The organism is Streptomyces sp. NPDC057617, assembly GCF_042800555.1.
GTDB lineage: Bacteria > Actinomycetota > Actinomycetes > Streptomycetales > Streptomycetaceae > Streptomyces.
This window is the reverse complement of record NZ_JBHVGV010000001.1, coordinates 941,848-955,198: the sequence shown is the minus strand read 5'-3', so window position 1 is coordinate 955,198 and position 13,351 is coordinate 941,848. Positions and strand designations below refer to the sequence as shown.

Annotated in this window: 9 protein-coding genes and 1 pseudogene; 4 read left to right on the top strand and 6 right to left on the bottom strand. The window is 70.5% G+C overall.

Translation table 11 applies throughout. From position 1 onward, the window contains the following. Nucleotides 1–300: 300 nt before the first annotated feature. The 3 genes and pseudogenes from ACFU9P_RS04180 to ACFU9P_RS04170 form a co-directional block, all read right to left on the bottom strand. Nucleotides 301–987, bottom strand: a pseudogene (locus ACFU9P_RS04180) (glycosyltransferase family 2 protein); the annotation flags it as partial. A 493-nt stretch (nt 988–1,480) separates the two neighbouring features. After that, nucleotides 1,481–2,551, bottom strand: coding sequence for an NAD-dependent epimerase/dehydratase family protein (locus ACFU9P_RS04175; RefSeq protein WP_384077697.1), 1,071 nt, complete (start codon nt 2,549–2,551; stop codon nt 1,481–1,483). 176 nt (nt 2,552–2,727) lie between these two features. After that, complete coding sequence (locus ACFU9P_RS04170; RefSeq protein ID WP_376376916.1) at nt 2,728–3,798, bottom strand: ATP-dependent DNA ligase; 1,071 nt, start codon at nt 3,796–3,798, stop codon at nt 2,728–2,730. Nucleotides 3,799–3,921: 123 nt separating this feature from the next. Between ACFU9P_RS04170 and ligD the strand changes: the two genes are divergently transcribed. Next, complete coding sequence (gene ligD / locus ACFU9P_RS04165; protein ID WP_384077696.1) at nt 3,922–4,938, top strand: non-homologous end-joining DNA ligase; 1,017 nt, start codon at nt 3,922–3,924, stop codon at nt 4,936–4,938. A gap of 101 nt (nt 4,939–5,039) precedes the next feature. On the opposite strand, the gene ACFU9P_RS04160 is transcribed toward ligD, so the two are convergent. Both ACFU9P_RS04160 and ACFU9P_RS04155 read right to left on the bottom strand, forming a co-directional pair. After that, the gene (locus tag ACFU9P_RS04160; protein WP_384077921.1) at nt 5,040–7,202 is read right to left on the bottom strand and encodes an OmpL47-type beta-barrel domain-containing protein; all 2,163 of its coding nucleotides are present in this window, start codon (nt 7,200–7,202) and stop codon (nt 5,040–5,042) included. 74 nt (nt 7,203–7,276) lie between these two features. Beyond that, the gene (locus ACFU9P_RS04155; protein ID WP_376376911.1) at nt 7,277–9,757 is read right to left on the bottom strand and encodes a ThuA domain-containing protein; all 2,481 of its coding nucleotides are present in this window, start codon (nt 9,755–9,757) and stop codon (nt 7,277–7,279) included. Between the two features lie 202 nt (nt 9,758–9,959). On the opposite strand from ACFU9P_RS04155, the gene ACFU9P_RS04150 reads away from it, so the two are divergent. Continuing rightward, on the top strand, nt 9,960–10,985 hold the full coding sequence (locus ACFU9P_RS04150; protein ID WP_384077920.1) for a multicopper oxidase domain-containing protein: 1,026 nt from the start codon (nt 9,960–9,962) through the stop codon (nt 10,983–10,985). Between the two features lie 294 nt (nt 10,986–11,279). Here ACFU9P_RS04150 and ACFU9P_RS04145 read toward each other — a convergent pair whose 3' ends face one another. After that, nucleotides 11,280–11,795 (bottom strand): TetR/AcrR family transcriptional regulator, encoded by a 516-nt coding sequence (locus ACFU9P_RS04145; protein ID WP_384077695.1) that lies wholly within the window; start codon nt 11,793–11,795, stop codon nt 11,280–11,282. A gap of 193 nt (nt 11,796–11,988) precedes the next feature. Here ACFU9P_RS04145 and ACFU9P_RS04140 point away from each other — a divergent pair, with 193 nt between their 5' ends. Further along, complete coding sequence (locus tag ACFU9P_RS04140; RefSeq protein ID WP_384077694.1) at nt 11,989–12,783, top strand: VOC family protein; 795 nt, start codon at nt 11,989–11,991, stop codon at nt 12,781–12,783. A gap of 130 nt (nt 12,784–12,913) precedes the next feature. Further along, the gene (locus tag ACFU9P_RS04135; protein ID WP_384077693.1) at nt 12,914–13,195 is read left to right on the top strand and encodes a WhiB family transcriptional regulator; all 282 of its coding nucleotides are present in this window, start codon (nt 12,914–12,916) and stop codon (nt 13,193–13,195) included. Nucleotides 13,196–13,351 lie beyond the last annotated feature (156 nt).

The following is a 13,351-nucleotide window of genomic DNA, read 5'->3' as shown; positions in this document are numbered from 1 at the left end:
GGTATCCACCTGGTAGGTGACGGCGGTCGGCGGACCGGCGGCCGTGCGGGCCCCGTCGTGGGCGTCAGCCGACAGGTGGGTCGTACGGTTTGCCCCGGCGGGGTCGGCGGCTGGCTGTGGAGCGGCCGTACGACCCGCACCGGCGTTGTCGGTGTTCTGTGCCCCGAAGGGTGCGGCCTCGGCCGTACCGATGCCCGTCGGGTCCGTCGGGTTGGCGGCCGTACGAGCCGCGCTGCTGACGGCCGCAGGCCGGTGAGCCGTACGTTCGGGGCCGACCGGGGCGGCGGTGCCGGCTGACCCCGGGCGGCCTGCGGTCACAGGCGGCTGGGCCAGGACCGCCTGCATGTCGTGGACCGCTTGCCAGGTGCCTCGCCAGGTGCCCGTCACCTTGGACTTGCCCCTGCGGGGGAGGTACGGGACATCCCGTTCCGTCACGCGCCAGCCCGCGTCGGCGGCGCGGACCACCATCTGGAGGGGGTAGCCGCTGCGCCGGTCCGTGAGGGAGAGGGCGAGGAGGGGCTCGCGGCGGGTCGCCCGCAGCGGGCCCAGGTCGTGCAGGCGCAGGCCCGTTCTGCGGCGCATCATGCGGGCCAGCGCGAGATTCCCCGCCCGTGCGTGCAGCGGCCAGGCCGTACGTGGACGCGGCCGGCGGCGGCCGAGTACCAGATCGGCGCGGCCCGCCGCCACCTCCGCCACAAAGGCGGGCAGCAGGCCCGGGTCGAGCGACGCGTCGCAGTCGCAGAAGCAGACGAACTCCGCCTCGGCCGCGAGCAGTCCGGCATGGCACGCGGCACCGAACCCGCGCCGGGGCTCACGTACCACCGTCGCGCCGAGCCCGGCGGCGATCTCCGCCGAACCGTCGGCCGAGCCGTTGTCGACGACGATCGCGCGCCAGCCGGCGGGGATCCGGCCCAGCACCCAGGGGAGGGCGAGGGCCTCGTCAAGACAGGGGAGTACGACATCAACCGTCGTGGGAGTCGTGGGAATCGAGTGGGTCACGTCATCACCGTATGAATTCGGATACCGACAAAGGGGATATGAGGTCTTACGAAACACGGACATCGCCACCCGGGCGACCGCCCCCGGCCGTTCGGGTCACGGGGATCAGGGATCGAGGCGCTCACGACGCCGATGCACGGTTCAGCGGCCGTGGGGCGCCAGGCCCGTACCGCGCAGCCGCCCGGCTTCGCGGCGGCGGGCCGCGCTGGGTCAGAGGCGCACAGCTGCCAGGCACCGGGCCCGCGCCGCGAGCGGCCCGGCCTCGTATCAGTCAGGCCGGCCCGCCCGCCGCCGGGCCGCCCGGCATCGTGATGCCAAGGCTCTGCGCCACGCTGGCCCGTCGCGCGGTTCGCGGCGCCGAGGCCCGCACGTCGCCCGGCCTCGGCCCCCGCCTCGCGCCGCCAGAGCCGCACACCCAACCGCCGCGCTGCCCCGACTCCGACTGCGTAACCGCCCGCCGCCGTGCCCCCCCCGCACTGGCTCAGCCCACCCCCACCCCGCCCGTCGCCCGTTGTTCCGCGTTCGCGAATTCCGTCATGCCTGCCTCGAAGCCCACCTCCGGCAGCCAGCCCAGTTCCTCCCTCAGGCGTTGTGAGGAGGCCGTGATGTGGCGGACGTCGCCGAGGCGGTACTCGCCGGTGACCACCGGGGCGGGGCCGCCGTGCGCCGCCGCGAGTGCCGACGCCATCTCGCCGACCGTGTGCGGCTCTCCGCTGCCCGTGTTGAAGACGCTCAGCGCGCCCGGCTCGCGGTCCCTTACCGCCCCCAGGGCCAGAGCGTTCGCCCGGGCTACATCCCGTACATGGACGAAGTCCCGCCGCTGTCCGCCGTCCTCGAAGACCCGCGGCGGCTCGCCCCGCGCCAGCGAGGAGCGGAAGAAGGACGCCACCCCCGCGTACGGCGTGTCGCGCGGCATCCCCGGTCCGTACACATTGTGGTAGCGCAGCGAGACCGCCCGGCCGCCCGTGGCCCGCGCCCAGGACGCCGCGAGATGCTCCTGCGCCAGCTTGGAGGCCGCGTACACGTTCCGCGGGTCGGTGGGCGCGTCCTCCCCGATCAGCCCCGGCACCAACTCCGCGCCGCAGCGCGGGCAGCCGGGTTCGAACCGGCCGGCGTCCAGATCGGCCGCCGACCTCGGACCGGGGGCGACCCGCCCGTGCCTGGGGCAGTCGTAGCGGCCCTCGCCGTACACCACCATCGACCCGGCCAGCACCAGATCCCGTACCCCCGCCTCCGCCATGCCCGCGAGCAGGACGGCGGTGCCCAGGTCGTTGCAGCCCACATACGCGGGCGCGTCCGCGAAGTCCTTGCCGAGGCCGACCATCGCCGCCTGATGGCACACCGCGTCCACCCCGCACAGCGCCCGCGCGACGGCTGTCCTGTCCCGGACGTCCGCGTGGATCCACTCGGTCTCGGGGGGCGGCGGCGGTGGTACGGGATGGGCGGAGGCCAGCAGGGCGTCCAGGACGACGGGTTCATGGCCGAGCGCGGTGAGGGCGGTGACGATCTGCGAGCCGATGAAGCCCGCGCCTCCGGTGACGAGTACACGCATGACAGGGACGCTATGCGCCGCGGGGCCGTCACGCCCGGTCACGCGCCGGGCCGTCACAGGTCCGTAAGATCACCGGCCGCGAGACAACAAACCCCAAGACCGCCGGACGCGAGACCACCGCTGGCGCGACCACCACCGGCCCGCCCCACGACCGCCGACCCGGTCGGCAACCCCCCTCACCCCGTCGGCAGCGCCAGCACCTCCGCCAGGTCGTACCGCACCGGCTCCTCCAACTGCCCGTACGTGCAGCTCTCGGGCGTACGGTCCGGGCGCCAGCGCCGGAACTGAGCCGTGTGCCGGAACCGGTCGCCCTCCATATGGTCGTACGCCACCTCGCACACCCGCTCCGGCCGCAGCGGCAGCCACGACAGGTCCTTCGTACCGGACCAGCGGCTCGGCCCGCCGGGCAGCCGGGCGCTCTCGTGCGCGGACTCGTCGGCCCAGGCGCCCCAGGGGTGTCCCTCCGCCGATTCCATGCGCAGCGGCGCCAGCTCCTCCACCAGTTCGGCGCGGCGCTTCATCGGGAACGCGGCGCAGACCCCGACATGCTGGAGGGCGCCCCCGGAGTCGTACAGCCCCAGCAGCAGCGAACCGACCACGGGACCGCTCTTGTGCAGGCGGTATCCGGCGACCACGACATCCGCGGTCCGCTCGTGCTTGACCTTGAACATCAGCCGCGCGTCCGGCCGGTAGAGCAGATCGAGGGGCTTGGCGATCACCCCGTCGAGTCCGGCGCCCTCGTACCGTTCGAACCACTCCTCGGCCACGCCCAGATCGGTGGTGGCGGGCGCGAGATGCAGCGGCGGGTGGACGCCGATGAACGCGGCCTCCAGCGCCTCCCGCCGCCCCGTCAGCGGGGTGTTCAGCAGCGAGGCGTCCCCGAGGGCCAGCAGATCGAAGGCCACGAAACTCGCCGGGGTCCGCTCGGCCAGCAGATCCACCCGGGACTTCGCCGGGTGGATGCGCTCGGTGAGCCGGTCGAAGTCGAGCCGGTCCCCGTGGACGATGACGATCTCGCCGTCCACGACACAGCGCGGCGGGAGCTGCTCGCGCAGGACCGTGACCAGCTCGGGGAAGTAGCGGGTGAGCGGCTTGCCCGTCCGGCTGCCGATCACCACCTCGTCCCCGTCCCGGTGGACGATCGCCCGGAAGCCGTCCCACTTGGCCTCGTACTGCATGCCCGGCGGGATCCGGGCCACGGACTTGGCGAGCATGGGCTTCACGGGAGGCATCACCGGCAGATCCATGCTCCGATTGTGCTCGGGAACAGAACACTCCGCCTGGTGTGCGCTCGACACCCGACCGGTGCGCGGTCCGCCGGTCCGCGCTCCGATATGCACTCCGTCCGCGTCCGGCCTAGCGTGGCCCCCATGGGTGCAGCGGTGGAGCTGGAAGCGGGCGGCAGGACCGTACGGCTGTCCAGCCCGGACAAGATCTACTTTCCCGAGCGCGGTTTCACCAAGCTCGATGTCGCGCGCTACTACCTGGCCGTGGGCCCCGGGATCCTCCGCGCGCTGCGCGACCGGCCCACGACCCTGGAGCGCTACCCCGAGGGCGTCGAGGGCGAATCGTTTTTCCAGAAGCGGGCGCCCAAGAACCTGCCCGACTGGATCCCCACCGCCCGTATCGACTTCCCCAGCGGCCGGTCCGCCGACGAGATCTGTCCCACGGAGGTCGCGGCCGTCCTCTGGGCGGCGAACCTCGGCTGTCTCACCTTCCACCCCTGGCCGGTACGGAGAGGCCGCGCCGACCACCCCGACGAGCTGCGGATCGATCTGGACCCGCAGCCCGGCACGGACTTCAAGGACGCGGTCAGGGCCGCCCATGAACTGCGCGCCTTCCTCGACGAGCAGGGGCTGCGCGGCTGGCCCAAGACCTCCGGCGGCCGGGGCCTGCATGTGTTCGTGCCGGTCGAACCGCGCTGGACCTTCACCGAGGTACGCCGCTGCGCCATCGCCGTCGGGCGGGAGCTGGAGCGGCGGATGCCGGGCCGGGTGACCACCGCGTGGTGGAAGGAGGAGCGCGGCGAGCGGATCTTCGTCGACTACAACCAGACCGCCCGCGACCGCACCATCGCCTCCGCCTACTCCGTACGCCCACGCCCGCACGCCCCGGTCTCCGCGCCGCTGCGCTGGGACGAACTGGACGAGGTGGCGCCGGACGACTTCGATCTGGCGACCATGCCGGTGCGCTTCGGCGAAGTGGGCGACGTACACGCGGAGATGGGGGACGAGACACACAGCCTCGAAGGGCTGCTGGAGCTGGCGGACCGGCAGGAGCGGGACGACGGGGTGGGGGACATGCCGTACCCGCCGGACTATCCGAAGATGCCCGGGGAGCCGAAGCGGGTGGCACCGAGCCGGGCCAAGCGGCAGGACGACAAGTAGCGCGTCCCCGCCACCGCCACCCGGAGCGCGGACGCGACCGTGCCCCCCTCTCCCGCCGGAGAAGGGGGCACGGCACACGCGCATGAGCCGTCAGCCGGGGGCTACAGCTCCTTGATCCGGATGCTGCGGTACGAGATCACATCCGTGGTGCCATGGACCTGGAGCCCGATGTAGCCGGTGGCGTACCGCCGGCCGTCCGTGCCCGGGTCACCGGCGCGCGGCGGGGTGAAGGTCTGACCGCCCACATTGTCGAACTCGTTGATCACCACACCGTTGCGCAGGATGGTGTAGTGCTGGTCGACCACCCGGATCTCGTAGTCGTTCCAGGTGCCCTTGGGGGTGACGCCCGCACCGCCCAGGCCCACCCGGTCGAATCCGTAGATCGAGCCGGTCTTGTACATGTCGCCGTCCGGGCGGTCGAGTATCTGCACCTCGTGCCCGTAGTTGATGGCGACCCACTCGGGCCGGGACTCCTCCGGGTGGTTGTGGACATTCGGGAAGCGGACGAAGACCCCGCCGTTGGCGTTGCCGTTGCCCGGGGCGTCGTCACGGAACTGGAGCTTCAGCGAGAAGTCCCCGTACGTGCGCTGCGGGAACCACAGCATGCCCATGCCCTCGACCGTGGTGCTGCTGGTGATGGCACCGTCGCCGGAGAGCGCGAACTTGCCGCCGCCCACCTGCTCCCACTTGGCGAGGGACTCGGCCGTACCGTCGAACAGATCGCGGTAGCCCTCGGTCTGGCCGGGCTTCCCGATGCTGGACTGCTTGGCGGCCCTGGTGATCTTGTTGAACTCGCGCTGGTCGATGACATTGTCGGCGAGCAGCTTGTCGAGCACGGTGTCGACATGCTTGAGGAAGAGGGCGTGCGAGGTCCACTCCCGCTCGTCCTCGATCAGCTCGTTGATGGTGCAGCGGTTACGGGTCAGCCGGTTCGGCACACCCGAGTCGACCGTACCGACGATGACCGTCAACCGCTCGTCGTACTCAGGGCAGTTGGGCGCCGGAACGCCGCCGCCCTGCGCGATGGTGAACGACACCTGCTTGGCCTGCGAGGTGTTGCCCGCCTTGTCGGTCGCGCGGTGCGCGAGCGTGTGGTAGCCGACCCGGTCCACGATGACGGGCGTGGTGTACGCGAGGTACGGGCCGCCGTCGAGGGAGTACTCGACCTTGTCGACACCCGACTCGGCGTCGGTCGCGGTCAGGGTCACCTTGGCGCTGGTGATGAAGGCGCCATTGGCGTTCTTCTCACCCGTGACGGCCGCCGAGGTCTCCGGCGCGGTGGTGTCCTGCGCCGGCGGCTCCACGACGGTGAAGGCGACGGACTTCTCGGCCGCCGCGTTCCCCGCCTTGTCGGTCGCGCGGTAGCGCACCGTGTGCGAGCCGACCTCATGCACCATCACCGGAGCGGTGTACGGCTGCCAGGCGCCGCCGGCGCCGAGCGCGTACTCGATGGTGTTGACGCCCGAGCCGGTGTCCGAGGCGGTGACGGTGACCGTGGCCATCGACAGATAGTTGCCGGCGTCGTCCTGCTCGCCGCTCACGGTCGCCGAGGTCTCCGGCGGGGCCGTGTCATCGGTCGGCGGGGCGACGACGGCGAACTCGACGGACTTCTCCGCCGCCACATTGCCCGCCTGGTCGGTGGCGCGGTACCGGATCAGATGGCTGCCGACCTGGTCGACCACCACCGGATCGGTGTACGGCTGCCAGGGCCCGTCGGCCCCGACCGCGTACTCCGTCGTCGCTATTCCGGAGCCCGCGTCGGTCGCCGTCACCGAGACCGTCGCGGAGCCGACATACGCGCCGTCGGCGTTCTGCTGGCCCTGCACCGTGGCGTTGGTCTCCGGAGCGGTGGTGTCGCCCGGGCCGACCTCGGTCACGGTGAGCACGCCGGTCATCGTGCTGTGCCCGGGGATGGAGCAGCGGAAGCGGTACTTGCCCGGGGTCAGATTGACCTCGACCGTGTACTTCCCGCCGTTGGCGTCACTGGGATTGGCCAGGATGTTCAGCGGAACGTCGTTGTTGTACTCGGGATCCGACACATCGAAGGTCAGTGTGTGCGGCATGCCCGTGGTGTTGCCGGTGGCCGTGCTGTTCTCGAAGACGATCGTGGTCGGCCCGGCCAGCGCGGTGGTCGGGAAGCTGAGATAGCGGTCGATCGGGTCGCCCGCCGTCCAGGTCAGCACCTGGGCCGCGGCCGCCTTCGCGCCGTCCGGGCGCTCGACGGCCCGGCCGTACGCCGCCGTCGAGGTCAGGCCCAGCACCATCAGGAACGCGCCCACCAGGGCCGTCCACAGTCGCAGAGGCCGATACCTGAGCGGGGAACGATGGGATCGGTGTCTCACTGCGCCGCCTTTCTGGCCAGATCGGCGGCGGCCGGGGTCGGCTCACCGCCCTTGTACGTCACACGCCAGAGCGCGGACTGGGAGTCGGAGGTGAAGAAGCCGCGCCCGTAGTCCAGGACATAGAGCGAGCCGTCCGGGGCGAACTTCCAGTCCATCAGGTTGCGGATGCCTCCCTGGCCGACCGGGATGATCTTCTTCAGGGTCTCGGCGTGCACCGGAAGACCACCCTTGCCGATGGTCTTGGGGTCGGTCAGCACCGCGTGGCGCGGGCTGTCCGCCGCGTCGTAGAAGTCACCGACGAACCACTTGCCGTCCCAGTACTCCGGCCACTTGACCGCGCTGGCGTTCTGCGCGTCGTACCGGTACACCGGGCCGTCCATGGTCGCCTGGCCGCCGCCCTTGAGCCACGGCAGCAGATACTTGGCCTCAGCGGCCTTGTAGCTGGGCACGCCGTTCGCGTCACGCGGGTAGTCGGGGGCGCCGCCCTGCGGGGAGTACCAGATCGTGTTGCCCGTGATGGGCGGCAGGTTGACCAGACCGTCGTTGTTGGGCGACTCGTTCTTCGGCGCGTTGCAGTTGTACCAGCCCAGCGGCTTGCTGGGGTCGGGCAGATTACGGTCCCTGTACGGCTGGTTGTTGCCCATGCAGTACGGCCAGCCGTGGTTGCCCGCCTTGGTGATCGCGGAGAACGTGTCGTACTTCGCCGGACCCCACACCGTGCTCGGCGAGCCCGCGTCGGGGCCGACCCAGCCCGCGTAGAGGATGTCGGTCTTCTTGTCGATGGAGATACGCGCCGGGTTGCGGACACCCATGACATAGATCTCGCCGCGGGTCTTGCCGCCGCCCTCGTCCATCTCCTTGCCCGTGAACAGGTTCCCCTCGGGCAGGGTGTACGTCCCGTCGGGCTCCGGGTGGATCCGGAGGATCTTCCCGTTCAGGTTGTTGGTGTTGCCCGCCGTGCGGCGCGCGTCGGCGAAGGAGACGCCCTTGTAGTTCGGCTGCGGGTTGTTGCCCGAGTAGCCGTCGCTGAAGCCCGACGAGTTGTTGTCGCCGGTCGCGATGTACAGATTGCCCTTGGAGTCCCAGGCCATGCCGCCGCCCGCGTGGCAGCAGCTGTGCACCTGAACCGGCCACTTCAGCAGGACCTTCTCGGAGGCCAGGTCCAGCTTGTTGGTCGCCAGGTCAAGGGTGAAGCGGGAGACCCGGCGCTCGGCCATCTGGGTTTCCCGGTTGAGCTGCGAGTGCGGGGTGTAGTGCAGATACACCCAGCCGTTGGTCTCGAACGCAGGGTCCAGCTCGATACCGAGCAGCCCCTCCTCGACCTTGATCAGCTCGTCGCCGCCGCCCTTGTTGCCGAAGACCGTCAGCGCGCCCGCCAGCGTCACCTTCTTGGTGGCGGGGTCGTAGACATGGATCTGGCCCAGACCCTTGCCGACATCCGGGTTGTTCCAGTCGGTCACCACGGGAGCGGCGTTGTCCCCGCCGCCGCGGCCGATGTACAGCACCCGTCCGTCGGGCGCGACGACCAGGCCGTGCGGCTCGCCGATCTGGTCCTGCTGGCCCGCCTGGTTCGCCTGGGTGAGGCGCTCCGCCGTGTAGTTGGCGTCGATCGTCGCCTTGCAGTCGGCGCGGGAGAGCCGCGTCGTCCACTGGAGCGCGCCGCGCAGATGGTCGCGGAAGTCTGTCTCGGCGAAGGACTCGGGCGTACCGCCCATCCCGGTGTAGAAGGACCGGCCGCCGTCGTAGTCACGGCACCAGGAGATCGGGTGGTCCGCGCCATTGGCGCCGGTCCCCGGCTGGTAGCTGGCCTCCCTGACCCGGGCCACCGTGTGCACCTTGCCGGTGGGGTTCGCCGACCAGTTGAACCACTTGTCCGGCCGCTTCCACTCCAGCGGCAGATTCTTCGTGGCCGGGTGGATACGGTCACCGACCTCGACGGTCGCGCGTTGGACGGCGGTGGGGGCACCGGTCGGCCGGGCGCCGATCAGCCCGGTGAACCAGTCGGAGTACGGCTCCGTACGGGCCGCGTCATGGATCCCGAGGAAACCGCCGCCGGCCTCCACGAAGGCCTCGAGACCGGCTTCCTGCTCGGGGTCGAGCACATCGCCGCCGCCGGTGAGGAAAACGACCGCGTTGTATTTGCCCAGCTTGGTCGCATTGGTGAAGACGGAACCGTCGTCCGTGGCCTCGGTCTTGAACCGGCCGGCCTCGGGCCCGGTCAGGCCGATGGTCTCGATCGCCTCGATCCCGGCATTCACGACCGGCGACTCTTCAGTGGCCGAGGCGTGGAAAACCAGGACCTTGACGGTCTTTCCGCCCGGAGGTGACGGAAGGGACAACGTTGTCGAGGCCGCCTCCGGGTACGGCTTGGCCGATGCGGCGGTGCCGCCGAGCAGTGACGCCGCCATGGTGCCGGCCACCAGGACCGCGGCCATCCCGCGCCTGGATCTGGACCGGTGATGTGGTGCGCGCTGCATGTGTTCACCCACCCCTCTGTGGTCATAGCAACAGCGAATGAAGCTAGACCTCTTTCAGTGACTCGCCAATAGGTATAACCGCAATCGAACCAACTTTGTCCTGGCTGTGGATAAACATGGATGGCTGGTCTACGGTGTGCCCGTCCCCGGGGTCTCTTGTGCCCCGTCAATCTCCGTACGGCACTGGGGAGTCGGTATGGCCATGGACAGACGGAGCTTCAACCGGCGGCTGCTGGCGGGCGGTGCGGTGGCCGCCACAGGGGTGACATCGTTGTCGCTCGCCTCGGCGCCCACAGCGGTCTCGGCCGAGACCCCGCCCAGAACGGCTCCCGCCGGGGGCCAGGTGCGCCATCTCAAGATGTACGCCGAGGCGCTGCCGAACGGTCAGATGGGCTACGGCTTCGAGAAGGGCAAGGCGACGGTGCCGGGCCCGCTGATCGAGCTGATCGAGGGGGACACGCTCCACATCGAGTTCGAGAACACCACGGATGTGGACGTCAGTCTCCATGTGCACGGCGTGGACTTCGACATAGCCAGCGACGGCACCCGGATGAACAAGAGTCATGTCGAGCCGGGCGGCACCCGTACGTACACCTGGCGCACCCACACCCCGGGCAGGCGCGCGGACGGCACCTGGCGGCCCGGCAGTGCCGGCTACTGGCACTACCACGACCACGTGGTCGGTACGGACCACGGCACCGGCGGTCTCCGCAAGGGGCTTTACGGTCCGCTCGTCGTCCGCAGGAAGGGCGACATCCTGCCGGACAAGCAGTTCACGATCGTCTTCAACGACATGACGATCAACAACAAGTCCGGCAGTGAGGCCCCCAACTTCGAGACGACGGTGGGGGAACGGGTCGAGATCATCATGATCACGCACGGCGAGTTCTACCACACGTTCCATATGCACGGGCATCGTTGGGCGGACAACAGAACGGGCCTGCTCACCGGGCCCGACGACCCGAGCCGGGTGATCGACACCAAGATCACCGGCCCGGCGGACTCCTTCGGCTTCCAGGTCCTCGCGGGCGAGCATGTGGGCGCGGGGGCGTGGATGTACCACTGCCATGTGCAGAGCCACTCGGACATGGGCATGGCGGGTCTGCTGCTGGTGAAGAAGCCGGACGGCACGATTCCGGGCTACGAGCCGCATCACCTGACGGGCGGGCAGGGAGCGGCCGACACGAAGAAGGGCGCGGAGGGCGCAAGCGCCCATTCGGGCCACTAGTCCACGAGCCGCGCGGCGCCACCGTTTCGGGAGTGCCGGGTAGGGGCGGGCCGTCGCCTCGGGGCGGGCGACGGCCCGCCTTCCGGCGTCCGCCGACGCCCCGGGGCACGGCGCGCCAGGAGGACGGCACACGAACATCATCGAACTCCGGGCGGTCATCGGGCAGTTGCATCAGGAGCGCGGCCGCTTCGAAGCCGTCGTGGCGCACTCGTTCGGCGTCCTCGCGACCTTCTTCGCACTGCGCGACGGTGTCGAGGCGCCCCCGACGGGCCGGTCGCCGGGCCGCGTCCCGGGTCAGCCTTGCTCTGACAACGGCACCGGTCCCGGGCCCGTACGGCTGAGCCCCGGGAAATCCGGCAGCGCGCCCGGATCGGTCGCCTCCGCGCGCAGCCGGCGCAGAATGCCCCGCCCCGCCCTCTCGTACGCCACGTCGTCGCCGTGCAGCACCGACTGGGCGCTTTTGCGCCACAGCGCCCACACGCGGGCGGCGCCCGGCGGCAGTGCGCGTGTGGGCTGTACGACACGCTCGCCGAAGACCTCGACGGCCGCGGGGATCGTCGCGAGCTGAAGCTCCTCCTTGGAGCCGAAGAGGGCGAAGACACCGCTCTTGCTGAGCTTCAGATCGGTGGCGATACGGCCGAGGGAGAGCCCTTCCAGGCCTTCCACCGAGGCGATGTCCATCGTCCGGTCCAGTACCAGCCGCCGGGTCTGGTTGCCGCGCTCGACCCGCCCGTCCACGCGCCCGCCCGACCGGCTTTCCACCTGCCTGTTCGCCCGTCGGCCCGGGTGCCCGCCCGTGGAGGTGCTCATCGCTCCACGGTACTGAACGCACGGTCGTGCGGCCTCCTGCGCCGGATCTCCTGTGCCGTACCGCCGCGTAGCCGATCCGTACATGCGGTGCCCCGGCTTCCGGGGCAGACTCAAGAGAGAGGCGGGATCAGCAGGGAGAGCGGCGGATCAGCGGGATCAGCGGGACCGGCGGGATCCCATGAAGGAGCGCACCATGCTCACGAGTCCTTTTGCCCCCGGATCCCCGATCTGGGTCGAACTCAGCACCCCGGACATCAAGGGCGCCAACGCCTTCTACAACGGTCTGTTCGGCTGGAGCTTCATGTCCGCGGGCCCCGACACCGGCGGGTACGGCATGTTCCGGCTGGGCGCCAGGACCGCGGCGGCCGCCATGCCCATGCCGACCGACCAGGGGCCGACGTCCTGGTTCCTGTTCTTCATGACGCCGGACGCGGACGCCACAGCCAAGGCCGTGCACCAGGCGGGCGGTTCCGTTGTCCTCGCGCCCATGGACGTCATGGAGTTCGGCCGGATGGCCGTCTTCACCGACTCCGTCGGCGCCCGGTTCGCGGTCTGGCAGCCGCGCGGCAACAAGGGCCTGGACGTGGTCGACGAGCCCGGCAGCCTCTGCTGGTGCGAGCTGTACACAGCGGACGAGACCGCCGCGTACACCTTCTACCACGCGGTCTTCGGCTGGGAGACCACGAGCATGCCGACGCCCGACGGCGGTACGTACCGCATGATGCACCCCGCGGGCCAGGGCTCCGAGGCCATGTTCGGCGGCTTCGTCACGCTCGGCACCGACCCGGTCGAGACCGGCGCGGAACCGCACTGGCAGCTCTACTTCGCGGTCACGGACTGCGACGGTACGGTCGCCGCGGCGAAGAAACTCGGCGGTACGGTCAGGATGGGCCCGACCGATATCGAGGGTGTGGGACGGTACGCCAAGCTGGCCGACCCGTACGGCGCGCGCTTCGCGGTGATGCAGGGAGTGGACCGCGACGCCTGACACCGGACCGCGGACACCTGACACCCGCGGGTCGCGACTCTGCTGCCCGCGGTCGCGACACGCCGGTACCCACAAGGGCATTGACGCCTCGTCAATCGATCGTTTATCGCCGCCGGGCAGCCTGTCGGTCATGCCGATCAACATCACCGACATCACCACCCGCACCGCCACGGCCCGGGGCGCCGAGCATGAACTCTCCTGGCAGGAGAGCGCGTTGTGCGCCCAGACCGGTCCCGAATTCTTCTTCCCCGCCCCTGGCTCCTCCACTCGCGAGGCGAAGCGGCTGTGCGGGGCGTGCGAAGGACGGGAGGCCTGCCTCCAGTACGCCCTCGCCAACGACGAGCGGTTCGGCGTCTGGGGCGGGCTCTCCGAGAAGGAACGCCAGAACCTCCGCCGTACCGCGAAGAGTTGAGCCGAGGGCCTCACGCACGGGAACCGGGCCCGGGGGGATTTTAGCCCGAAACCCACCCGGCCCCGCCGGCCCCATTCCCCGCCAGCTCGGTTCGCGTCCCGCCTCCACCCTCCAACGGTTTCCGTGTTCTGCTATCCCGAAGGTCTCCCCCTCCCC